Origin of the sequence: Dactylosporangium sp. CS-033363 (assembly GCF_050942475.1) — a bacterium.
Lineage (GTDB): Bacteria > Actinomycetota > Actinomycetes > Mycobacteriales > Micromonosporaceae > Dactylosporangium.
This window is the reverse complement of the sequence record NZ_CP192032.1, coordinates 8,352,645-8,376,251: the sequence shown is the minus strand read 5'-3', so window position 1 is coordinate 8,376,251 and position 23,607 is coordinate 8,352,645. Positions and strand designations below refer to the sequence as shown.

The window sequence follows — 23,607 nt, the reverse complement described above, 5'->3', positions numbered from 1 at the left end:
TCACGGATCGTGACGAACTCGGGTGTGGCGGTTCGGGCCGCCGACGTGGTGAAGGTGTACGGGTCCGGCGACACCGCCGTGCGGGCCCTCGACGGGGTCGGGGTCGAGTTCGCGGCCGGGGAGTTCACCGCCGTGATGGGGCCGTCCGGCTCCGGCAAGTCGACGCTCATGCACTGCCTGGCCGGGCTGGACGCGGTCGACGGCGGCTCGGTGCGCATCGGCGGCACGGAGATCACCGGGCTGTCCGACCGGGCGCTGACCCGGCTGCGGCGGGAGCGGATCGGCTTCGTGTTCCAGTCGTTCAACCTGCTGCCGACGCTGACCGCCGAGCAGAACATCACGCTGCCGCTGGACCTGGCCGGCAAGAGGCCCGACCCGGCGCGGCTGCGCGAGCTGACGACCACGCTCGGCCTGGCCGACCGGCTGCGGCACCGGCCGTCCGAGCTGTCCGGCGGGCAGCAGCAGCGCGTCGCGTGCGCGCGGGCGCTGCTGAGCCGGCCCGACGTGATCTTCGCCGACGAGCCGACCGGCAACCTCGACTCGCGCTCCGGGGCCGACCTGCTGGAGTTCCTGCGGCGCAGCGTGCGCGAGCTGGGCCAGACCGTCGTCATGGTGACCCACGACCCGGTCGCGGCGAGCTATGCCGACCGCGCGGTGCTCCTGGCCGACGGGCGGATCGTCGACGAGATCCACCGCCCGGACGCCGACTCGGTCCTGGCCGGCCTGCGCAAGCTGGGCGGCTGACGTGCGGCGCCTGATCCCGACCCTCGTCGCCGTGGTACTGGCCGTCGCCTTTGTCGCCGGCACGCTCGTCTACCGGGACACAGCGGAGGCCGCGCTGTACGACGAGTACGCCCGCGCCGCCCGCAACGTCGGGGCCGCGCTCACCGCCCGCGGCGACGCGCGACTGGCACCGTCCACCCTGGACACCGCGCGGGCCGACGCCGGGGTGGCCGCGGCCGACGGGCGGCGGGCCGAGCGGCTGCCGCTGCTGGACAGGCGGGGCCGGATCGTGACCGACATCGGCGAGCCCGGGTACGCCATCAACGCCGGCACCGTCGCGCCCCTGCGCCCGTTCGACCTCCACGATGGACGGTTGCCGGAGACGGGCGGGGAGGCGGCGCTCGACGCGCGTACCGCCGGGCGGATCGGCGTGGCCGTCGGCGACCAGCTCACCGTCGTCGACGCGGGGGAGCGGCGGCAGGTTCTGCGCCTCGTCGGGATCGTCGACGTCACCGGCTTCCGCGGCGGCCGCACCTCCACCGTGGTCGTCACCGACGCCGAGCTGACCCGGCTCACCGGCGCCACCGGCTACCGCGAGGTGGTCGCCACCCTGAAGCCCGGCGCGGACGCGGCCGCCGTGCGGGACCGGATCGGGGCCGGCCTCGACGCGCGGGCGCGCACCGGCGGCCGGCTCCGCGCCGACCTGGCCCGGGAGGCCTCCGGGCAGCTGGGCGGGCTGCTCGTCGGCCTGGGCCTGTTCGCGCTGGTCGCGGTGCTCGTGGCCGGGTTCGTCATCGTCAACACGTTCACCATCCTGATGGCCCAGCGGCTGCGCGAGACGGCCCTGCTGCGCTGCGTCGGCGCCGGGCGCGGGCAGGTGTTCCGGCGGGTCCTGCGGGAGGCGGCGCTCGTCGGGCTGATCGGCGCGGTCCTCGGCACCGGGCTCGGCGTGCTCGTCGCGTTCGGCCTGTCCCGCTTCTCCCCGCTGCTGGGGCTGCCGGCGGGAGGCGTGGTGCTCACCGCGCCGCCGCTGCTGGCCGGGCCGCTGCTCGGGCTGCTGGTCACGGTCGGGGCGGCGGTCGGACCGGCCCTGCGCGCGTCGCGGGTCCGGCCGATCGCCGCCTTGCGGGCCGCCGTTGCCGAATCAGGAGCCTTCCGTCGTACCTCGCTGATCCTCGCCGTCCTCGCCGCGCTCGTCGGCACCGCGCAGACCGTGGCGGGCGTGCGCGGTACCGGCGGCGTGCTGGAGGCGATGGTGCTGGTCATGCTCGGCGGGATCGGCAACTTCGCCGCCCTGCTGCTGCTCACGCCCCGGCTCGCCGGGCCGGTCGTGCGGGGCCTCGGCTGGCTGCCCGGGCGGCTGTTCGGGGTGCCGGCCAAGATGGCCACGGCGAACGCGGCGCGCAACCCGGGCCGGACCGCGGCCACCACGGCGACCCTGCTCATCGGGGTGGCCCTGATGAGCGGCGGCGGGACCGTCGCCGCCACCGCCAACCGCACCGCCGAGGCGCAGCTCAACCGGGCGTTCCCGGTCGACTACCTGCTCACCCCGGCGGTGCCGGGCGAGCTGGTGCCGGCCGCGGTCGCGGGCGAGGTGCGGGCCGCCGGGTTCCCGCTGGCCGCCCCGGTCCGCCGGGGCGAGGCCGGCGACGTGCTGGTCGGCACCGTCGATCCCGCCGCGTACGCCCCGGTCGCCGGCCTCGGTCCCGGCACCGCCGTCGTCGCGGCCGCCGGGAACGTGCGGGCCAGGGTGGGGGAGCGGCTCGACCTGGCGGCCGGCGACCACCGGCTCACGGTCACCGTCGCGGCCGTCGCGCAGAGCTCCAGCCTGGTCGGCGACGTGGTCCTGGGCGAGGCCGACTTCGCCGCGCTCTTCCCGGACGTGCACGACGACGCTCTGGTACTGATCAGGTCCGCGCCCGGGCAGCCCGCGGCGACCGCCCGGCAGCGGCTCGACGACGCCCTCGCCGCCCGCCCGCTCGTCCAGGTGGCGGACCTGCAGGAGGTGCGCGACCAGCGCAACGCCGAGATCGACCAGATGGTCGCGATCCTCGCCGCGCTGCTGGCGTTCGCGCTGGTCATCGCCGTCATCGGGATCGGCAACACGCTGGCGCTCTCGGTGCTGGAGCGGGCCCGGGAGTCCTGGCTGGTGCGGGCGCTCGGCCTGACCCGGGGCCAGCTGCGGGCCACGCTGCTGGCCGAGGCGCTGCTCATGGCCGTGGCCGGGGCGCTGGGCGGGGTGGCGTTCGGCGTGCTGTACGGGTGGCTGACGACCAAGGCGGCCTTCGGGGCCATCCAGCCCCAGCTGGACGTGCCGCTCGGCCGGCTGGCGGGGTTCGTCGGGCTCGCGGCCCTCGCGGCGGTGCTGGCCGCGGTCCTTCCCGCCCGGCGGGCGGCCCGTGCCTAGTCTGGACGATGTGCGGGCGAGACTGTTCGACGTCGGGGTCACGGCCTGCGTGCTGGGGCTGCTGTACCTCGAGCGCGACCTCGCGAAGCCTTTTTTGGTAGGGGCGATCGGGGTGGCGATGGCGCTCGCCCTGCTGTTCCGCCGGGCGTATCCGGTGCCGGTCGCGCTGGCCGTCTGCGCGCTCGGGATCGCGCAGCTCGCGGTGCATCCGGCCGTGCGGATGTTCGACGTCGTGGCGGTGATCGCGATGTATTCCGTCGTGAAGTACCAGCAGCGGCTCTTCTGGGGTGTTCTGGCCGGTGCGGGCGCGGCGGTCGGCGTCGTGCTGGCCGCGTGGGCGGAGCAGCGCAACACGGGCAACTTCGGGATCGTGTTCACCGTCCTCGGCGCGATCACCGTGGCGGCGTGGGTGACCGCCTACTCGGTGCGCACCCGCCGCCTGTACGTCGAGACGCTCGAGGAGCGCGCCGCCACCCTGCAGCGGGAGCGGGACCACCTGGCGAGGCTGACCGCGGCCGACGAGCGGGCGGTGATCGCGCGGGAGCTGCACGACGTCATCGCCCACAGCCTGTCGGTGATGATCGTCCAGGCCGACGGGGCCGCTTACGTCGTGGACCCGGCCGCCGTGGAGGCGCGCAAGGCCCTGGACACCATCGCCGCCACGGGTCGCGAGGCGCTGCTCGACATGCGCCGGGTCCTGGCCGTGCTGCGCGGGCCTTCCGACGGCGATCGGCGGCGGGTCAGTCTGGGCGATTTGTCGGAACTGGCGGATGCGTCCGGGCTGCGGTTGCGGCTGGAGGGCGAGGCCGGGCCGCTGGGGGCCGCCGAGGAGCTGACGGCGTACCGGATCGTGCAGGAGTCGATGACCAACACGCTGCGCCATGCCGGGCCCGGTGCCGCGCTGACCGTGCTGCTGGAGCGTTCTCAGGATCGTCTGGTGATCACGGCGACCGACGACGGCACGGCGCGGGGGGCCTTCTCGGAAGGGCATGGGCTGGTGGGGATGCGGGAACGGGTGGCCATGCACGGGGGGACCTTCCGCGCCGGACCGGTCGACGGCGGCGGGTGGCGGGTGCGGGCCGAGATTCCGGTGGCCCGGTGATCAGGGTGTTCGTCGTCGACGATCAGGACCTGGTGCGGGCCGGGTTCCGGATGATCCTGTCCGCGCAGCCCGACATGACCGTGGTGGGGGAGGCGGGCGACGGGGCGCAGGCGCTCGGGCTGCTGCGCACCGCGGCCGCCGACGTGGTCGTGATGGACATCCGGATGCCGGTTATGGACGGGGTCGCCGCCACGGCCGAGCTCGCGCGCCGCCCGGACGGGCCGCGGGTGCTGGTGCTGACCACGTTCGACACCGACGAGGACGCGTTCGCCGCGCTGCAGGCCGGGGCGAGCGGGTTCCTGCTCAAGAACGCGCCGCCGGCCGACCTGCTGGCCGCGATCCGGGTGGTGGCGGCGGGGGACTCCGTGGTGGCGCCGCGGGTCACCCGGCGGCTGCTGGAGGAGTTCGTGGGGGCGGTACCGCGGCGGGCTCCGGTCTCGAACGTGCGGCTGGACGCGCTGACCGACCGGGAGCGGCAGGTGCTGCTCATCGTCGCCGAGGGGCTGTCGAACGCGGAGATCGCCGAGCGGCTGCGGGTCGCCGAGACGACCGTGAAGACCCATGTCGGGCGGATTCTCACCAAACTCGGGCTGCGCGATCGCGTTCAGTTAGTGGTGCTCGCCTATGAAAGCGGGTTGGTGCGGCCCGGAGGATGACCGTCTTCCGTCATGGTCTTGCGAAGATGAGTCTGGATATTGCGCGGGCGTGTCGCGCGGGTTACGGTCCCTCTTGCATCGACCATCCGCCGACCGGTGCACCCCCGACCCGCCCCCTCGCGCGCGCTCCCGACACCGCCAACGTCGGAGTTCCCGCCTTGGGCTCATCGAAAGTTGGCAATATGCGCATACCAAGAGCGCGGACCGCGGCCCTGGTCGCCGCCGCCACGCTGGCCGCCGCCGGCGTGGCCGTCTGGGTCGCGAGCCCGGCCCTCGCGGCCGCGTCCGGCGGCGTCGGCGCGACCCTGCCCTACGTCGAGGTCCAGGCCGAGAACGCGGCCACCAACGGCTCGGTCATCGGGCCCAGCGCGGCCTACAACACGCTGCCCGGCGAGGCCTCCTACCGCAAGGCCGTCACGCTGCAGGGCCAGGGCAAGTACGTCGAGTTCACCACGCCCGTGGCGACGAACTCGCTGGTCTTCCGCTACAGCATCCCGGACACCGGGAACGGCTCGGTCTACACGGCGCCGATCTCGCTGTACATCAACGGCACCCGCAGCACGAACTTCACCCTGACCAACGCGTACAGCTGGTACTACAGCAGCTACCCGTTCACCAACCAGCCGGGCGGCAACGCGCACCACTTCTACGACGAGGTCAACCGGCTCTTCCCGACCACCTACCCGGCCGGGACCAAGTTCAAGCTACAGGTCGACTCCGACTCGTCCGCGTCGTCGTACACGATCGACTTCGCCGACTTCGAGAACGTCGGCCCGGCGCTGTCCCAGCCGTCCGGCTCGGTCTCGATCACCAGCAAGGGTGCCGACCCGACCGGCGTGCAGGACTCCACCGCGGCCATGAACGCCGCGATCGCGCAGGCCGGCTCCGGCGGCACCGTGTGGATCCCCGAGGGCACCTTCAAGATCCTCGGCCACATCGCGGTCAACAACATCACCATCAAGGGCGCCGGCATGTGGCGCTCCCGCACCACCGGTGACCGCATCGGCTTCTACGGCAACTACGCGCCGACGCCGAGCACCAACGTGCACCTGTCGGACTTCGCCATCTTCGGCAACGTCCAGGAGCGCAACGACGCCGACCAGGTCAACGGCATCGGCGGCGCGCTGACGAACTCCACCGTGGACCGGGTGTGGATCGAGCACACCAAGGTCGGCGCCTGGATGGACGGGCCGTTCAACAACCTGGTGATGAGCGGGCTGCGGCTGCGCAACTTCACCGCGGACGGCGTGAACTTCCACAACGGCGTCACCAACTCGAAGGTCACCAACAGCGACGTGCGCAACGCCGGCGACGACGGCCTGGCCACCTGGGCCGAGCAGAACGCCGACGCGAACAACTCGTTCGACCACAACACGGTGCAGTACCCGATCCTGGCCAACGGCATCGCGATCTACGGCGGCCACGACAACTTCGTGACCGACAACCGGGTCGTCGACGCCGGCCTCAGCCAGGGCGGCGGCATCCACGTGGCCCAGCGCTTCGCCTCCACCACGCTCGGGCGCACCGACGTGCTGCGCAACACCATCATCCGCTCCGGCAACCTCGACCCGAACTGGCAGTTCGGCGTGGGCGCCCTGTGGTTCGACGCCCGCGACGGCGTGATGAGCGGCCTGACCAACGTCGACAACATCCTGATCCAGCAGAGCCCGTACGAGGCCATCCAGTTCGTCTCGGGCTCGCAGATCTCGAACGTGAAGATCAACAACGCGACCATCCAGAACACCGGCACCTGGGCCATCCAGGAGCAGGTCGGCGGCGCGGCGACGATCAGCAACTCCACCGCCACCGGCGTGCAGGCCCCGGCCGCGATCTACAACTGCGGCGTCGGCTTCACGCTCACCGACGGCGGCGGCAACAGCGGCCTGTCCACGACCTCGTGCTCGAACCTGCAGAACCCGACCTTCCCGCCGTACCTGCCCGACAACGGCTCGAGCATCAACATCAGCCCGAGCGCGGTCGGCTTCGGCTCCGTCGTCACCGGTTCGACCAGCGCCGCGCAGTCGGTCACGGTCACCAACTCCGGCAGCGGCGCCGCCCCGGTCGGCACCATCTCGGTCACCGGCGACTTCGCCCAGACCAACACCTGCGGCAGCAGCATCGCCGCGGGCGCGTCCTGCACCGTGAGCGTCACCTTCCGCCCGACGGCGGCGGGCTCGCGCACCGGCACCCTCACCGTCACCGCCTCGGGCATCACCAACACCGTGCCGCTGTCCGGCACCGGCGTCGCCCCCGGCCCGATCGTGAACGCCAACCCGGGCAGCCTGAGCTTCGGCGGTACCGTCGTCGGCTCCTCCTCGGCCGCGCAGACCGTCACGCTCAACAACTCCGGCACCACCGCGGCCAGCGTCTCCGGCATCACCACCTCCGGCGACTACAGCCAGACCAACACCTGCGGCAGCAGCATCGCCGTCGGCGCCTCCTGCACCGTCTCGGTCACGTTCCGCCCGACCGCCTCCGGCTCCCGGACCGGCTCGCTGACCGTCACCAGCAGCGCGAACAACAGCCCGACCGTCGTGGGCCTGTCCGGCTCCGGCATCGGCACGGACACCAACATCGCCCTGAACAAGACCGTCACGGCCAGCAGCTCGGTCAACGGCACCCAGGCGCCGAACACGGCCACCGACGGCAACGCGGCCACCTACTGGGAGAGCGCCAACAACGCGTTCCCGCAGTGGATCCAGGTCGACCTGGGCGCGGCGACCAGCATCGGCAAGGTCACCCTGAAGCTCCCGCCGGACTCGGCGTGGGCCACCCGCACCGAGACGCTGTCGATCACCGGCAGCACCGACGGCACCAACTTCAGCAACCTGTCGGCCTCGGCCGGTCGCACGTTCAACCCGGCGTCGGGCAACACGGTCGCCGTCACGGTTCCGGCGACGAACGTCCGCTACGTGCGGGTCAACGTCACCGCGAACACCGGCTGGCCGGCGGCGCAGCTGTCGGAGCTCGAGGTGTACCCGAGCGGGGGCGGCACGCCGAACGCGCCCGTGCTCAGCGCCTCGCCGTCGTCGCTGACGTTCGCCTCGCAGGCCCTCAACACCACGAGCGCCTCGCAGGCGGTCACCGTCACCAACACCGGCACCGCGGCGGCCTCGGTCTCCGGCGTGACGGTCTCGGGTGACTACGCGCAGACCAACAACTGCGGCTCCATCGCGGTCGGCGGCTCGTGCGTGGTCAACGTGACCTTCCGCCCGACGGCCTCCGGCACCCGCACCGGCACGCTGACCCTGACCAGCAACGCCAACAACAGCCCGACCACGGTCGCGCTGAGCGGCACGGGCGCCGGCGGCACCTCGCCGACCGACCTGGCCGCGGGCAAGGCGACCAGCGAGTCCGGTCACAACGACGTGTACCCGTCGGGCAACGTGACCGACAACAACCAGGGCACCTACTGGGAGAGCGTGAACAACGCGTTCCCGCAGTGGGTGCAGGTCGACCTGGGCTCGGCCCAGAGCGCCTCGCGGGTCGTGCTGCAGCTCCCGGCCGGCTGGGGCGCCCGCACGCAGCGCATCCAGCTGCAGGGCAGCACCAACGGCTCGTCCTTCACCGACCTCAAGGCGGCGACGGACTACACCTTCACGCCGGGCGCCAACAACACCGTGACGATCACGTTCACGGCTAGCACGCAGCGGTACTTCCGGCTGACCTTCACCTCCAACTCGGGCTGGCCGGCCGGGCAGCTCTCCACCTTCCAGGTGTGGAACGTCTGAGAACCTTTCGCAGTACCGGTGCCGCCGGGCCCTTCGCGGGCTCGGCGGCACCGCCGTTCGGGCTCCCTTCCGGGCTCGGCGGCTTCGCCGTTCGGCTCCCTTTTCAGGCTAGGTGGCTTCGCCGTGTGGGCGACCAGGTTCGGTAAGGCCTTGACATAACTATTGACGGCCATGAAGGATTACGCGCCGTGGCGGCGCAGCAGACGCATCCCCGCGACCTGTGGCGGCGCTTGAGCGGAACCGCCAGGCGGGTCGCCGAGACTCTGCGCCTGTACGGCCCCAGGACCCGTGCCGAGCTCGTCACCCTCAGCGGCCTGTCCCGCCCCACCGTTTCGGCCGTCCTGACCGATCTCGGCGGCGCCGGACTGGTGAGCGAGAAGGTCGGCGCCGCGGCCCGCCCCGTCGGCGGCCGCCCCGCCTCCGTCGTCCAGCTGACCCGCCGGGCCGGCATCGCGGTCGGCGCCGACATCGGCCGCCGGCACGTTCGCGTCGCGGTGGCCGACCTGGGGCACGCCGTGATCGCCGAGCGCGGCTCGCGCACCGACTTCGACATCGACGACCGGCCGGCCGACGCCCTGGAGCTCGCGGTCAAGCTGGTCGACGCGGCCCTGGGGGACATCGGTGCCACCCGCGACGACGTGGTGGGCGTCGGCTTGGGCGTGCCCGCGCCGATCACCCGCGACTGGCGGATCGGCTCCCCGCCGATGCTGCCCGGCTGGGCCGAGCTCCGCCCGGCCGACGAGCTCAACGAGCGCCTCGGCCTGCCCGTGCGGGTCGACAACGACGCCAACCTGGCCGCGCTGGGCGAGTACGTCTGGGGCGCCGGCCGGGGCTGCACCGACCTCGTCTACGTCAAACTGGCCACCGGCATCGGGGCGGGCATCGTGCTGGACGGGCGGCTGTACCGCGGCGCGGCCGGCACGGCGGGCGAACTCGGCCACGTCACGCTGGACGCGCGCGGGGCCGTGTGCCGGTGCGGCAACCGCGGCTGCGTGGAACTGGCCGTCGGCGGCCGCGCGCTGCTGGCCCACGCCCGGCAGAGCCACCCGGAGCTGCACGACCTCGGGGGCCTGATCAAGTACGCGCACGCCGGCGACCCGGGGTGCCGCCGCCTGATCATCGACGCGGGCACCCAGCTCGGCTACGCGCTGGGCAACCTCGTGAACCTCATCAACCCGCAGCGGGTGCTGCTGGGCGACGAGCTGGGCGCGGCGACCGACCTGCTGCGCGAGCCGCTGCAGCGGGGCCTGGCCGAGACGGCCCTCGCGGCGGCGGCCGAGGCGGTCGAGGTCGTGCAGAGCGCACTGACCCCACGGGCGGCCGCCCTGGGCGCGGTGGCGCTGGCGTTGGGGATCGACACCGTACCGTTCGCGACCGCCGCCCAGGCCTGAGCATTCGCCCCGGTCGGGCCCGGAGTGCCGGCATTCCTGAGCGATGCCCGCCTTGCGCTCACCGGCGGGCCGACACGGCCCGCTCGAGGTCGGCCCGCACCCGGCCGCCGATGTGGTTGATCAGCGTGAGCAGGTCGTCGCAGTACACCGAAGGGTTGTCGAAGCCGTTGCCGGCCGAGTAGCGGTGCGCGCGCAGCCCCCCGCCGCAGACCTTGACCACCGGGCAGGCCTGGCACTTGGCCGAGAGCCGGTAGGGCGCGGCGACGGCGAGGTGGTCCAGCACGTCGTCGAGGCTCTGACCGCCGACCGCGAGGCCGGTGGCCGGCCCGCCCTCGGTGGTGGTCTTGAGCGCGTCGGACTGCTCGTAGGAGCCGTCGGTCTCGATGGTGACGATCCCGGGCTGCTCGCCGCCGATCGTCTCGGTGGCGCTGGGCCGGTCGAACAGCCGGGCGATGATCGACTCGAACAGCCGGATGCGGGTGTTCGTCTCGACCGGGCGGTGGTCGTACCACCGGTCGAACACCCGGATCAGCCAGTTCGCGTAGGCCAGGGGCCGATCCCGCTTCGGCGGCGGCGTGGTCCAGTTGCCGTGCGGCAGCAGCAGGTCGATGCGGGGCGGCCGGAACGCGAGCAGCGCCTCGAAGACCTCGCCGGGGTCGTTGTCCACGTCGATCGTGCACAGCAGGCCGCCGTAGATCACGGCGTGCTCCGGCTCCATCAGGCGGGCGATGCCGGCGGAGATCCGATCGTACGAGCCGCGGCCGTTCGCATAGCGCCGGTGCAGGTCGGTCGCGGCCGGGCCGCCGTCGACGCTGACCCCGACCCGGACGCCGTATTCGTGGAACAGGGCGAGGAACCGGTCGTCGAGCAGAATGCCGTTGGTCTGGATCGCGAATCGGGTCGCCGGGAACGCCGCGCGCATCTTCTCCAGCGCGCCGGCCAGCGCCGCGTGGCCGGCCATCAGCGGCTCGCCGCCGTGCAGGACCACCTCAAGCTCGCGAAGATCGTGGGACTTGGCATGCTCGTCAATGCGCTGGGCGACCTGGTCCAGGGTGGCCGGCGCCATGGTGTTCGGCTGCTCGCGCCAACTCTGATCAATGCTCTCGTATACGTAGCAGTAGTCGCAGCTGAGGTTGCAGCGACTGTGGATTTTCAAGATCAGTTGGCGCATCGGCGAGCCCACGGGGTGTCATCTTTCGCAGAGTTTGAAGCGTCAGTACACGTGCGGGTCGAGGATCCGCCGCACGTACCGGCGCTCGCGCAGCGCCAGCACGCTCGGGTGGTTGCGACCCACACGCTCGGCCAGCTGGTCGGCGATCCGGTTTCGCTCCACGCTCGCGCCCGGTCCGTCCTCCTCCCGGGCCAGGGCCAGGTTGCCCCGGCTGCGCAGGCTGTCGGGGTGGTCGGCGCCGAGCGTGGCCTCCAGTCGCTGCACGACGTGTTCCAGCCGCGCCGTGCCCTCGGCCGCGTCGCCGGTGCCGATCAGGAACACCGCCGCGTTGTTGCGTGCGGCCAGCACGAACGGGTGATCGGCGCCGAGCAGGTCGCGCAGCGCGGCGGCGGTCTGGACGCCCAGGTCGCGGGCCGCGGTCGGCTCGCCCTCGTCCCACAGGGCCACCGCGCGGTTGACCCGGCCCTCGAAGATGTACGGGTGGTCGGGGCCGAAAAGCCGGATCAGCGTGGCCTCGATCTCCAGCAGCTCGGGCGAGATCCCGGGCCGCTCGGCGGGAGGCCGCATCAGCAGCGTGGACGCCCGGGACAGCCGGGCCAGGGCGGTGTCGGGGTGGTCCGCACCGAACCGGTCCCGCAGGCCGTGCCAGGCCTCCTCGACCAGCTCGATCGCCTCGGTCAGCTCGCCGTTGCCGCGCAGTGAGGCCGACAGGTTGACCTGGGCCGTCAGCGCCTCGCGGGAGTCGTCGCCGAGGAGGTCCCAGTAGGCGGCCAGGACCACCCGCAGGTCGGTCACGGACTCGGCGTACCGCCCCGCCTCGCGCAGGTCGCGCGCGAGGTTGTTGGCCGACAGCAGCGTGCGGCGGTTGCTCATGCCGTACCGGCGCTTCCAGATCTCGAGCGTCCGCTCGTCGACCTCCAGTGCCTGCCGGAAGTTGCCCATCAGGCGGTACGACGTGGCCACATTGCCGGCGATGATCAGCGACTGCCACTCCTCCGGCCCGCTCTCCCGGACCGAGGCCTCGTAGCTCTTCAGGTCCCGGTTCAGCGCCTCTTCGTAGAGGCCGAGCGCGCGCAGGTCGCCGCCGTAGCCGTTCGCGGTCCACAGGGTCTGCGGGTGGCTCTCGCCGATGAGCTGCTCCTGCTCCCGCAGGGTCTCCTCGCTCAGCCGGCGCGACTCGCGGAACTGGCCGAGGCTGCGCAGGAGGTTGGCGCGGTTGAAGCGCAGGTGCAGCAGCTGGACGCGGAGGTCGTCGCGGCGCGGGTCCTCCGGGGGCAGCGCGGCCATCTGCGCCTCCCAGGCCCCGTCGGCCTCGAGGGCGTACTTCAGGCCCTGGTCGTAGCCGCCGAGCAGGGCGATGTACCGCACCCGGTCGATGACCAACTGCCGCACGTCGGGGTTCTCGCTCTCGATGGCGTTCGTGGTGTCCAGGTGCGGCCAGAGCACCAGCAGCCGCTGCTGCAGCTCCGGGTCGTCGACCTCGCCCGGCGGCCGGGCGCCGGCCAGCAGCTCGTGGGCCTCGACCCGGACCTTGGCGAGCTCGTCGTCGCTCATCCGGGCCCGCAGCGTGGCCTGCAGCAGCTGGTGCACCACGACCTGCCGGCCCTGCTGGTCGAGCTTGATCAGGGCGAGCCGGTTGAGCCGCTGGACCAGGCGGATGGCGGCGCTGCGCTCGCTGCCCCGGACGGCCAGCTGGGCCCGGACCCGATCGTCGTGCCGGGCGATGATCCTCGCGAGCGCGTCGTCGTAGGCGATGTCCAGGGAGATCTCGGGAGCCAGCACCGCCGCCAGCTGGAGCAGGCGGAAGGCGCCGGGAGACTCCTTCCGGAGCCGGTCCAGCGACAGGCTCCAGACGTCCGCGCTCAGGCCGCTCGCGGGGTCGACGCTGACCAGGCCGGCGATGTAGTCCGCCACCTCGGTGTCGGAGTCGGCCAGTAGCGCCCCGGCCAGTGCGACGAACATCGGCATGTGCTCGACGGTCCCGGCGATCTGGGCCGCCTCGGCCGGCGAGATTCGCTTGGCGCCGACCCGGCCGACCAGGTGCTCGACGCTCTCGCCGGGCTCGAACGCGCCGATCTCGAAGGCCACCACGGCGTCGTCGAGGTTGGCCTTGCGCGTGGTGATGAGGACGTCGCCGTCGCCGGGCGGCAGGTACTCCGCGATGCTGTGGTAGTCCTCGACGTTGTCGAACACCAGCAGCCAGCGCAGCGGCCCGCCGTCCGGGCGCGGCTCGGCCCGCTGGAGCCACTGCCGGACCTGCCGGACCCGCTCCGGCACCTGCGGCTGGTGGGGCAGGCCCAGCTCGCGGGCGAGGTCGCTGAACTCGACGTCGACGAACTGCGGCGGGTAGGCGGCCATCCACCAGACCACGTCGTAGGCGCCGCGGAACCGGTGTGCGTACTCGGTCGCGAGCTGGGTCTTGCCGATGCCGCCCCGGCCGTACAGCGCCACCGGCCCGCGGCCGCCGCGGCCCCGCAGCGTCGCCCTGAGCCGCCGCAGCACGTCGGTGCGGCCGGTGAACCTGGTGTTCTGGCCGGGTGCGTTGTAGGCCAGCAGGGGCTCGCCGGGGAAGCGCGGCGGCATCGCGGCCCGGGTCTGCGCGGCGTCGGCCGGGTCGAGCCCGATGAGCTGCAGCAGGCGGCGCACGGCGTCGGGGCGGACGGAACCGGCGATGGAGACCCAGTTCTCGGCCAGCAGGTCGGGCAGCGGCGGGGTGTCGTCGAGGTACAGCACGAGCGCGCCGGTGTCGAGCTCCGGCTGCTCGTTGTTGCGTGAGACGAGTACGAGCGGGCGCGAAGGCAGCTGCGGCCCGGGCGCCTCGGCCGGGTCCGCGACCCGCACGCCGGCGGCGACGAGCACACCGCGGACCCACTCGGCCCAGACCTGGTCGGCCGGCGAGTAGCGCAGCACGATCACGTCGTCGGCGACGGCCTGCTTGCGGTTGAACTTCGCCATGGTCTGGGCCCGCAGCAGCTCGTCCATCTTCGGCAGCGCGGTCACGTCGCCGCTGGTGATGTACGCGGTGAGCGTCTCGTACGACGACAGCAGCGTGTTGCGTGCGCCAGGCTCGTCGCCGAACGTGGCGAGCGTCTCCTCGTAGCCGTAGAACTTGCGGTACGGCACCTCGACCGTCAGCCAGTACGCCCGCCGCTCGTCCTCGGACATACCCTTGGGCAGGTCGGCGAAGCGCCGCCGGGCGAAGGCGCGGCCCGCGTCGACCTTCGTCTTCTCGCCGTCGTCGACGCGCATCGGCACCGGCAGGATGCGCCGCGACCGCACGGGCGGGCGCTCGTGGTCGCCGACCCGCCGGGCCACCTCGGCCGCGCCGTCGATGCCCTGGTAGCTCAGCGTGAAGCAGTCGACCAGCACGTCGGGCAGGTGCAGCGTGCAGATGTCGGCCACGTCGCTCAAGCCGGTCCGGCTGTCGATGAGCACGTAGTCGTAGCGGGCCTTCATGTCCTGGCGCAGCGCGTCGAGGAACTGCGCGCCGCCGAGGTTGAAGAAGGTCTCCCAGGCGAGGCCGGCGACGTGCGCGGCGTAGTCGAGGTTGTGCCGCCCGGCCAGCATGATGTCCAGGCTGCCCTGGCCCGGGAACTCCCAGTCGAGGCTGAACGCGTACCGCTCGACGCTGGCGTAGTCGCGGAACCAGTCGGCGGGCCGGTCGGCCGTCTCGTCGAGAACCGCCCAGGTGTACTCGCCGAGCAGGTTCACCACGCCCTCGGTCTGGGCCACCTGCAGCGGGTCGAGGAACGGGCCGAAGAAGCGGTGCAGGCCCGGCGACTCGAGGTCCCAGTCGGCGACGAGGACCCGGTGGCCGTTCGCGGCCAGGATCCACGCGACGTTGGCCAGCGCCATCGTCCGGCCGGTTCCGCCCTTGTACGAGTAGAACGTGATGACCTGGCCCTCGTGCTGCGTCATCGCTCCTCTTCCGTTCCGCGCCGCTGGTCGGCCGCGTCCTTGCGCAGGCTCAGCCGGCGCTCGTCCGGCGGCCAGTTGTGGGCCAGCCGCTTCAGGTACTGGTTGCGGGCCTGGAACACCGCGACCGGCACGACCCGTCCGAGCTGGTCGAGCTGGTACACCGGAGTGAAGCCCGAGGGTGCGGCCTCGATCGCCGCGCGCCGCGGCTCGGCCCCGCCGGTCCCGGGCAGCACGACCGGCACCGCCCAGGCCGGCAGGCCCGCGAGCCCGGCCCGCACCGCGTCGGCGTCGGCGGTGCCGTCGACGAGCACCAGCACCGGCTCGGCCGCGTTCTTGTCGATGTCGGCCAGTTCGGCCACCCGGGTGGGCACGCCGAGCCGCTCGGCGGTCTCGGCGACGTAGCCGGCGACCGGCCGCGCGTGGCCGTGGCCCGCGTACGGATGCCAGGCCACGCCCGCGTCCGGCGCGAGCACGCTCACCACCAGCCGGGTGCCGGGGCCGCGCTGGGGCGGGGCGGCCGGGCGGACCGGATCGGCCGCGCGGGGCAGCGGCTCGGCGCGGGCCGCGGCCACGATCCGCGCGGCGAGCACGCCGACGATCTCGGCGTACTCCCCGGCGTAGGCGTCCAGCCGGCTCATCACCCGCAGCCCGTTCTGCTCGTAGGCGGCCGTCTTGCCCTGCATCTCGGGCGCGTCGGCGACAGCCGCGATGGCCTGGCCGATCTCCGGCCGCGAGTCCCACGGCGGCAGCGGCGTCCACAGCACGGGCACGGTGTGCCGCGCGATCGCGTCCTCGTCCAGCCCGGCGGTACGCAGGCGGGTGGCGAACGACTCGCGCTCGCCGAGGGCCCAGCCGTTGCCGAAGTACAGCGGGGAGTACAGCGGGACGAACACCTGCGCGACCGCGAGCGCGTCGGCCTGGGCCCGCCCGACGTCGTCGCCCACCCGCAGCAGCCCGTCGAAGAACCCGCCGGCCAGGTCCGGGTCGCGCTCGGCGTGGGCTTCGAGCGCGGCCGAGACGTCGGCGAAGAACTTGCGCACCCAGTAGTCCGGGTCGTTCGGCACGTCGTCGGAGACGGGCGAGGAGCGGGCGTAGCTGAGGAAGAAGTACACGTCGCGCCCGGGCACCGTCATGACGCCTCCCCGAACTCCGTGCTCAGCGACTCCAGATCGGCGGGCACGTCCGGCTCGATCCACCGCTCGTGGGCGGCCTGCACGATCTGCTGGGCCAGCCGCCAGACGGCCGCGTCGAACAGGCCGCGGCCCGGGTCGCCGATGAGCGGCAGCCCGTACATGCCCTCGGCACGGTAGGCCGATGCGACGTCCGGCGGCGGCCCGGACGGGATGAACAGCTGCACACGGCTGACCGCGTCGGGCACCTCGGCGTCGTGGCGCAGCACGTTCCACACGACCGGGATCACCGAGGTGCCGCGGTGCGCTCCGTCGACGAGCGGCCTGACGGTCCGGCGGGCGAAGGCGTTCCACTCCCGGGCGCACCACTTGCTCTGCAGGTAGGGCGCCGACAGCAGCGGCACGAAGACCTGGCAGTGCCCGAGGGCGAAGGCGAGCTCCTCGGCCCAGACCTGGCCGGCGACGAGCTCGCGGTCGATGAAGCCGGGTTCGCAGCCCGCCGGCACCGCCATCAACTCGGCGATGTGCTCCGAGAGCTTCTGATGGAATGCCTGCACCCGCGGCGCGAGACGACCGGCACGGGAGTAGCTCAGGAAGAACACCGGGGCGTTCGGCGCCGGTTCTGGTCGTGCTCCCGCCACACGCCGCTCCTGGTCGATGACGACACGATGCCGGGTCAACGATATCGACCGCCCGCTCGTCGCGCGCATCGCTGTACCGGTTCGCTCTGTGTGTCGTCCGAACGATCTCGTACCGCTCCGAACGGCCACCGTGTCACCACCCGTCCAGGGTGACCCGCAGACGCCGCACGAACCGTTCCCCGTCGGCGGTCAGGCCGCCGCCGGCCAGCAACTGCTCGATCGCGCCGGTCACCCAGCCGCGGTACTGCGCGGCCAGTCTCGGTGCCTCCCGTTCCGGGCGGTGCCGCCAGACGTCGGCGACCGCCGCGAAGGCGTAGCAGCCATGCAGCGTCCCCTCGATCGGGCGCGGGTCCCGGCGCCAGGGAACGGCCAGCCGGCGGGGGTCGGCGCGGTCGAACAGGTCGCAGGCGTCCATGACGACGCCGAGCTTGAGGTGCTGGACCTCGTGCACGAGCAGCGTGGCCAGGCTCGGGGCGTCGGGCGCCGGCCCCACCGCGACGGCGCCGAACGCGGTGCGGGCGGCCGCGCTGCGCAGGTCGCCGGACGGGTCGGGGCGCAGCGGCACGACGACCCGCAGCGCGGTCCGCAGCCCGGGCCGGTACTGCGGGGTCCGCTCATCCAGCCACGCCAGCGCCGCGTCGAGCCGGCGCGACCAGCCTGCGGCCTCGGCCGCCGTGAGGCGCGGGGCGAGCGGTTCGGCGAAGCAGTCGCGGTACGGATCGACGTCGTCCAACGTGACCGCGGCCAGCTCGTGCGGGCGGCGCCAGACCGGGTCGCCGGCCACGGACCCGTCGGCGATGCGCAGGCGCAGTGACGCTGCCCCGGCCTCGATCGCGCCCAGCGACGGCAGCACGGCCAGCCCGTCGCGGACCGGCACGGTGACCTCGGCCGTCACGCCGGCGCGCAGGGCCGCCGCGGCGGCGAGGCCCGCGAGCTGCCCGAGGTCGTGGCCCGACTCGCTTGCGGCCGCGGCCCAGGTCCGCACGAACGGGTGGGCGAGGACCGCGCGGACGGCCGCCGGGTGGTCCCGGTCGAGCGATCGCAGCAGCGCCCAGGCCGGTGCGGCGAGCGGGTCGCGGTCGGCCCGCGGCCCGAGCGCGGCCAGGTACGCGCGGACGAGCGAGTCGTGCACGGCGGCGAGGCGAGCCAGTGCGGTGGGCGAGCCGTGGCCGGTGCCGAGGTCGTCGAGCAGATCCGGGTCGAGACCGGGCGGATGGGGAAGCAGGCCGGTGATGAGGTCCTTGAGGTCGGTGCAGTAGACGGACGGGTTGTCGAAGTGCCCGTCACGGTACCGATGCGCGAAATGGCCGCCGCCGCAGTGCCGCACGACGGGGCAGGCGCGACAGGTGGTGCACAACCCGGCCAGGCCGATCTGGCGGACCGCGATGAGCGGGTGTGCGGCGACGTCGTCGACGGTGTCGGAGAAGACCGACCGCCCGGTCTCCGGTGCCCCGGGGAACGCGGTCTTGAGCGCATCGACCTGCTCGAACGTGCCGTCGGCCTCGATCACGACGAGCGCGGCCGGGCCGAGTCCCACCGCCTCGGTCGCGCTGGCCCCGCCCGCGATCGTGGCGCGCAGCGAGTCCAGCAACCGCACGCGCACGGGCCTTCCCGTTTCGACCCATCGCCGGTGTACCGCGAGCAGCCACCGCGCATACGCCCCGTCCCCGTCGTCCGGGCGGGCCGGCGGGTCCTCCCAGTTGGCGTGCGGGAGCAGGAAGTCGATGCCGGGCGGCTCCTCGGCCACCAGCGCGTCGTAGACGGCGACGGGGTCGTTGTCGAGATCGACGGTGCACAGCAGACCGGCGTAGCTGTCGCGGAACTCGGGCCGGCGCAGCAGAGCGAGCGCACGCACGACGTCGGCGTGGCTACCCCGCCCGTCGGCCCGCCGCCGGTGCCGGTCGTGCGCGGCCGCGTCCCCGTCGAGTGAGACGCCGACTCGCACGCCCTGTTCGGCGAAGAGCCGGCACAAGCGCTCGTCCAGCAGCACCCCGTTGGTCTGCACGCCGAGCTCGAGCCGATCACCGATCGGCCCGCGAAGCCGGTCGATGACGTCGGCGAGCCGTTCTGCCCCGGCCAGCAGTGGCTCGCCGCCGTGCAGGATCACCCGTACCCGAGCCAGGGCATGCCGATCAGCGTGCTCGGCGATTCGCCGGGCCGCGGCGTCCACCGTGGACGCCGCAATGAAGTGCGGCCTGCGCCGCCAGCTCTGGTCGGCGCTCTCGTACACGTAGCAGTAGTCACACGCCAGGTCGCAGCGGCTGGCGACCTTCAGCACATACTGGTTGATCGCACCGCCGCGCCCGGCCGGCTCAGACGTGCGACCCGAACCGGGCGACGTCAACGGCGGCGACATCGTCCGACCCGCGGCTCAGGTTGCGCACGAGGTTGTCGGCCCACCCGACCGGGATGTCACCGAGCGGCGTAGTGAGGGCGGTGTCGATCGGAGCATCGATCGGCTCCGCAGTTTTCGCGTCGCTTGGCACTGGTTTATCCCCCCATTGCGGTTGCCGGCCGCCCAGGCGAAGACGACCTTCAATCAGCATAGGAAAGACATGCCGTGATGTCACCGGTACTGTGCGGGGTTGTGCTCTCCGGCTTACATTCCGGGTCGATCGGGTCAGGCGTTCCGGCTGGGCGGACCGGCGGCACCGCAGCTCATCCGCGCTCGGCCCCGGCCGGCCAGATGACGGTCATCGGCAGGTCAGCGGCGCGGGCCCGGGTCACGACGTCCGCGGTACCGCCCGGATCCCCCTCGTCGCGCCCGTCCCACACGGCGATGAGCCGATCCACCCGCTCGAGCATGATCCGGTTGGCGGCGACGTACGCGCGCTGCCCCGACCGCTTCTCGCCGGTGGCCAGCACGATGCTCGCCCCGTCCAGCAGGGCGTCGAAGTCGTGGCGGCGCTCCGGCGGCACGACGCGGCGGTAGTCGGGCGCGGGCAGCACGACCTCGTAGACGCCGCCGACCGCGGTCACGGCCCGGGCGAAGAGCTGGTCGGCCCCGTCGGCCAGGCAGGTCACGCCGATGATGTCCCCGCCGTAGGCGTCCAGGTGCTGGATGAGGGCGGTGTAGATGGCCTGGGCGCCGCCGCCGGTGAGGTTCGTATGACCCGTGATGCCGACTCGCATAGCGGTCTCCCCTCGCTAGACGGTCGTCGCGCGGACCGGTTCCGTAAGCCTGACGATGGTGAAGCCCTCGTCGGCCAGCATCTCCGTCATGTACCGCACGGCGTCGCGGGCCTTCTCACGGCCCGCCTCGCCGAGATCCTGCCACGGCACCAGGTCGGGATGGCGGCGCCGGCGGTCGTCGCGCCGTTCGGCGTGGCGCCACCCCTGCCCGGCGCGCTCCTCGCACCACCGGGTGTGCTCGAGCTCGGCGAGCTCCTCCAGCTCGCGGTCGGTGATGAGCCCGTCCTCGCCGTTGCGCACCGCGATCACGCAGCCGAGCTTCTGCATCTTGGCCGCGATCCCCTGCACCTGGGCCCGGTTGGCGTTGCGCAGCGGTTCCGACAGCTGTTTCCAGCCGACCGCGCTGCTGGGGCTGGCGGCGCCGCGGGCGGTGTCCAGGTACCGCTGATGGAACCGCACCGCCAGGCGCTCGGTGAGATCGTCGGCGATCAGCTGGGCGTCGCACGCCTGGGTGATGATGGGGTACACCCGCAGCTTTCCCCCGACCTCGTCCAGCAGGTCGTTGAGCTCGCCGCCGTGGAACGCGTCGGCCAGGGCGGTGGCCTCGTGGGCGGCGACGAAGACCTTCTCGGTCACCGCCTGCCACAACTGCGTGCTCTCCAGCGCGAGGTCCAGCATCCGCTGCTCGTCCTCGTGGCAGAGGTAGATGCGGTCGTAATGGGCCGGGCGGCTGATCTCGGGCAGCCAGTCGCCGAGCAGCTCGTCGTGGGCGCGCACCCGGCACGCGGCTTCCAGGAACGGGAACCGCGCGTGCAGTGTGGCGACGGTGCGGCCGGCGTCGCGGCCGATGACGTCGACCTCGAGGTGGTCGCGCTGGCCGCCGGCGAACCGCCAGTGCCGTGCGGTCTCCACCAGCAGCACACGCGCGAACGAGGTGTCGCCGGAGATCAGCAGGCGCAGCGGGCGGCCATCGGCATCGCGGGGCGGCAGGGGGTGGCGGCGGTACAGCGAGCGCGCGGCCACGTCGTCGACGTGGAAGTAGTCGAGGCGGAACCGGTTGGAGTTGGCCGCGCCGAGCCGCCGGGCCTGCAGCAGGTGGCAGGTCTGCTGCCGGTTCAGCTGCACGAAGATCCACGGCGAGGAGCGCCGGAGCTGCAGCTCGGTGCCGGCGGTCACCGACACCGCGTGGTTGACCTGGTCGTCGTCGCCGCAGATGTACAGCCAGCGGGCGCGACGCAGCCCCGCGGCGCGCAGCACCTCCGGCGAGCGCGCGTCGCCGGACACCCCGAGCAGGCGCCGGTGGCGCAGCTCGAACGGGCGGATCGGGGCCGAGCGGACCACCACGACCCGCTCGCCGGTGGCGAACAGCTGCGCCGCCAGGGCCTTGGCGAACGGCGTGTCGCCGCAGATCACGGCGTGCCGCCGGGCCAGGCGCGATCGCAGCCGGCGGATCTCGCCGGCCAGCAGGACGCGCGTGGTCTCGACCACGGTGGCCACGGTGAACAGCGGGGCAAGGAACCGGGCGGCCTGCAGCTGCCACGGAATCGCCTGGTCCACCGGAGGTTGCAGCGGGTCAGAGCCGAGCACGAAGAGCTGCAGCGTGTAGTACGTCGTGTCGAACCAGCTCGTCACGGTCCGAAAGCCGTGCATGCCGATGAGGCCCAGGATCAGCGCCACGAGGCCCACGACGCCGAACACCGTCCGGATGGTCGTCACCCCCGGCCGGCCGCCTCCGCCCCGCTCCGGTGCCGCCAACGCTCCCTCCCACTGCCGCCCGTCAATGGACTTCCAGTGTGCGGTAATTGCAGCGTCACTAACAGGTATGAATCAGTGATCATTTCCACGGGCCGGCCACGGCGCGCCATCCGGCATTGCCGTCGAGGGCATGCCGAGGCCATGCTGAAGCGCATCGCCTCAGCGGTCCGTGCACCGTTGCGGCAAGTTCAGCGCGCGGTGATCGCCTCGCGGCCACGGCTGAGCCGGACCAGCACCAGGGGGAGCGCTTCCATGGCGTCGAAGTGGGCGGCGTCGCGCTGCTCCTCGAAGACCGCGCCGCGGATCGCGCCGGCCAGCCAGCGGGCGTGGTCGACCGGGGCGAACGTGTCGTGCTTGCCGTGCCAGATCAACACGTCGGTCAGCGTGGTGTCGATCGCGCCGAGGTCGAACTTCCAGCTCTGGCCCAGGGCGAGCACGTCGTCGATCCAGCCGTACGGCCCGTTGCGCAGGGCCTCCCGGTAGGCGTCGAGGATGGTCCGGCGCAGCCCGAACTGGCTCACGACCTGCCGGTCCATGGCCGTCATCTGCTGCTCGAGGTGCAGCATGAGCTGGCGCGGGTCCTTCGTCGCCAGCTCGGCCCGGTGGGTGATCTCGGCCTTGACCGCCGCGGTGTCGCGGGCGTCGCGGCCGAAGCCGCGCACGTTGTCGGCGTTCATGCCGGAGTACCAGTCGAGGTCGGGGCTGTCCGCCGGGGCGAAACTGACCAGGACGGCCACGCTGGTGACCCGCCCACGCAGCTCGGGGTCGGCCGCGCAGGCCAGGGCGTGCGGCCCCCCGCCGGAGCGACCCAGGACGGCGAACCGGTCGAGCCCGAGGTGGTCCGCGACGGCCGCAACGTCCCGGGCGGAGTCGGCGACATCCCGCCCCTCGCGCCGGTCCGACTGCCCGTAGCCCGGGCGGTCGTAGCAGATGAGCCGGATGCCGTGGCGGTACAGGGTGATGCCGCGGGGGCGCGGGCCGATACGGCTGCCCGGCGTGCCGTGCGCCAGGATCACCGGGAACCCGGTGGGGTCGCCGACGACCTGGTAGGCGACTTTCAGCTCGTCATCGCGGGATGCGAGTAACGTCGGGGGTTCCCCCACACGGGACACTCCAGCCCCCATCGGATCGCAGAATGAAGCAGCTCGATGTGTCCGTACGAGCGCTTTAGCCTTTTAGCTTAAGGCGTCCAGAAAGCCCACGCTACGGGAACCTCCGACATGCGTCACTAATACGTACGGTCTCATCCTTGTGCGTGATGCACCGATGTCACCCGTTCGGCCAGGCGGGTGGTGACCGCGTGGGCGGCGTACAGGGTGTAGCCCACCAACAGCGGCGCGGTCAGTGGCACGAAGACCGCAAGCGCGGCGGCGACGGCCGACACCCCGGCCACCGCCGCCGCCGCGCCCGGGCGCCGCCATGCCGTCGCAAAGGCCCAGCGCAGGGCGCCGCGCCAGCTCGAGGGGGACGGGTCCCACCCGAGGCGGACGAGGGCCAGCATGGCGATCGCGAGCAGCACGGCGGCCGCGGCGCCGGTGCCGGCCAGCGCGGGTGACCCGCCCGGGACCCGGCCGGCGGCTACGGCGCCGACGTTGAAGACCAGCAGGAGGACCACCGCCGCGGCCAGGAGGGTGGCCGCCAGCCCCGGGAGCAGGGACGCCCGGAAGAGGCGCCACATCGCGGCCGGCGAGACCTTCTCGCCGCGGGCGATCACGCAGATCGCGGCGGAACCGGTGCGCAGGGCGGCGCCGGCCGTGACGAGGGGGAGGGCGGCGACGGTCACCGCGATGCCCACCAGAGCCACGTCCGCGGCCAGGGTCACGGTCTCCTGCCAGTCGCGTTTCATGTGG

General features: G+C 73.0%; 16 protein-coding genes. 6 read left to right on the top strand and 10 right to left on the bottom strand.

Annotated elements, in window-relative coordinates:
* Positions 1–9: 9 nt before the first annotated feature.
* The 6 genes from ACQPZ4_RS38545 (at position 10) to ACQPZ4_RS38520 (ending at position 10,010) form a co-directional block, all read left to right on the top strand.
* On the top strand, positions 10–744 hold the full coding sequence (locus ACQPZ4_RS38545) for an ABC transporter ATP-binding protein (protein ID WP_433047397.1): 735 nt from the start codon (positions 10–12) through the stop codon (positions 742–744).
* A gap of 1 nt (position 745) precedes the next feature.
* Positions 746–3,130: an ABC transporter permease gene (locus tag ACQPZ4_RS38540; RefSeq protein WP_433047394.1), complete on the top strand. Its 2,385-nt coding sequence runs from the start codon at positions 746–748 to the stop codon at positions 3,128–3,130.
* A 10-nt stretch (positions 3,131–3,140) separates the two neighbouring features.
* Positions 3,141–4,232, top strand: coding sequence for a sensor histidine kinase (locus ACQPZ4_RS38535; protein WP_433047391.1), 1,092 nt, complete (start codon positions 3,141–3,143; stop codon positions 4,230–4,232).
* A 50-nt stretch (positions 4,233–4,282) separates the two neighbouring features.
* On the top strand, positions 4,283–4,888 hold the full coding sequence (locus ACQPZ4_RS38530; protein ID WP_433066823.1) for a response regulator: 606 nt from the start codon (positions 4,283–4,285) through the stop codon (positions 4,886–4,888).
* A 182-nt stretch (positions 4,889–5,070) separates the two neighbouring features.
* Positions 5,071–8,619 carry a choice-of-anchor D domain-containing protein gene (locus ACQPZ4_RS38525; RefSeq protein ID WP_433047388.1) on the top strand — a complete coding sequence of 1,183 codons (3,549 nt, stop codon included), beginning with the start codon at positions 5,071–5,073 and terminating at the stop codon, positions 8,617–8,619.
* A 188-nt stretch (positions 8,620–8,807) separates the two neighbouring features.
* On the top strand, positions 8,808–10,010 hold the full coding sequence (locus ACQPZ4_RS38520; protein ID WP_433047385.1) for an ROK family protein: 1,203 nt from the start codon (positions 8,808–8,810) through the stop codon (positions 10,008–10,010).
* A 58-nt stretch (positions 10,011–10,068) separates the two neighbouring features.
* Here ACQPZ4_RS38520 and ACQPZ4_RS38515 read toward each other — a convergent pair whose 3' ends face one another.
* The 10 genes from ACQPZ4_RS38515 to ACQPZ4_RS38470 all read right to left on the bottom strand — a co-directional run bounded on the left by ACQPZ4_RS38515 (position 10,069) and on the right by ACQPZ4_RS38470 (position 23,603).
* A complete protein-coding gene (locus ACQPZ4_RS38515) occupies positions 10,069–11,181 on the bottom strand; it encodes an FxsB family cyclophane-forming radical SAM/SPASM peptide maturase (protein WP_433047382.1) in 1,113 nt (370 codons plus the stop codon).
* A gap of 42 nt (positions 11,182–11,223) precedes the next feature.
* Positions 11,224–15,099, bottom strand: a complete 3,876-nt coding sequence (gene fxsT, locus ACQPZ4_RS38510) for an FxSxx-COOH system tetratricopeptide repeat protein (protein WP_433047379.1) — start codon at positions 15,097–15,099, stop codon at positions 11,224–11,226.
* Entirely contained in the window at positions 15,096–16,232 is a 1,137-nt protein-coding gene (locus tag ACQPZ4_RS38505) for a TIR-like protein FxsC (protein ID WP_433047376.1), read from the bottom strand. Before ACQPZ4_RS38505 ends, fxsT begins: the two co-directional genes overlap by 4 nt.
* Positions 16,229–16,909 (bottom strand): TIR-like protein FxsC, encoded by a 681-nt coding sequence (locus tag ACQPZ4_RS38500; protein WP_433047373.1) that lies wholly within the window; start codon positions 16,907–16,909, stop codon positions 16,229–16,231. Before ACQPZ4_RS38500 ends, ACQPZ4_RS38505 begins: the two co-directional genes overlap by 4 nt.
* Positions 16,910–17,003: 94 nt before the next feature.
* Positions 17,004–19,148, bottom strand: a complete 2,145-nt coding sequence (locus ACQPZ4_RS38495) for an FxsB family cyclophane-forming radical SAM/SPASM peptide maturase (protein ID WP_433047370.1) — start codon at positions 19,146–19,148, stop codon at positions 17,004–17,006.
* A 34-nt stretch (positions 19,149–19,182) separates the two neighbouring features.
* Complete coding sequence (locus ACQPZ4_RS38490) at positions 19,183–19,416, bottom strand: hypothetical protein (RefSeq protein WP_433047367.1); 234 nt, start codon at positions 19,414–19,416, stop codon at positions 19,183–19,185.
* 112 nt (positions 19,417–19,528) lie between these two features.
* A complete protein-coding gene (locus ACQPZ4_RS38485; RefSeq protein ID WP_433047365.1) occupies positions 19,529–20,002 on the bottom strand; it encodes a hypothetical protein in 474 nt (157 codons plus the stop codon).
* 15 nt (positions 20,003–20,017) lie between these two features.
* Positions 20,018–21,718 (bottom strand): RyR domain-containing protein, encoded by a 1,701-nt coding sequence (locus tag ACQPZ4_RS38480; RefSeq protein WP_433047362.1) that lies wholly within the window; start codon positions 21,716–21,718, stop codon positions 20,018–20,020.
* A 227-nt stretch (positions 21,719–21,945) separates the two neighbouring features.
* Positions 21,946–22,869: an alpha/beta fold hydrolase gene (locus ACQPZ4_RS38475; RefSeq protein WP_433047359.1), complete on the bottom strand. Its 924-nt coding sequence runs from the start codon at positions 22,867–22,869 to the stop codon at positions 21,946–21,948.
* Between the two features lie 131 nt (positions 22,870–23,000).
* Entirely contained in the window at positions 23,001–23,603 is a 603-nt protein-coding gene (locus tag ACQPZ4_RS38470; RefSeq protein WP_433047357.1) for a hypothetical protein, read from the bottom strand.
* Positions 23,604–23,607 lie beyond the last annotated feature (4 nt).

Coding starts and splice junctions, on each gene's coding strand:
- ACQPZ4_RS38530 (WP_433066823.1), top strand. CDS start 4,283: ATGATCCTGTCCGCGCAGCCCGACATGACCGTGGTGGGGGAGGCGGGC.
- ACQPZ4_RS38525 (WP_433047388.1), top strand. CDS start 5,071: ATGCGCATACCAAGAGCGCGGACCGCGGCCCTGGTCGCCGCCGCCACG.
- ACQPZ4_RS38515 (WP_433047382.1), bottom strand. CDS start 11,181: ATGCGCCAACTGATCTTGAAAATCCACAGTCGCTGCAACCTCAGCTGC.
- fxsT (WP_433047379.1), bottom strand. CDS start 15,099: ATGACGCAGCACGAGGGCCAGGTCATCACGTTCTACTCGTACAAGGGC.
- ACQPZ4_RS38505 (WP_433047376.1), bottom strand. CDS start 16,232: ATGACGGTGCCCGGGCGCGACGTGTACTTCTTCCTCAGCTACGCCCGC.
- ACQPZ4_RS38490 (WP_433047367.1), bottom strand. CDS start 19,416: ATGCTGATTGAAGGTCGTCTTCGCCTGGGCGGCCGGCAACCGCAATGG.
- ACQPZ4_RS38485 (WP_433047365.1), bottom strand. CDS start 20,002: ATGCGAGTCGGCATCACGGGTCATACGAACCTCACCGGCGGCGGCGCC.
- ACQPZ4_RS38470 (WP_433047357.1), bottom strand. CDS start 23,603: ATGAAACGCGACTGGCAGGAGACCGTGACCCTGGCCGCGGACGTGGCT.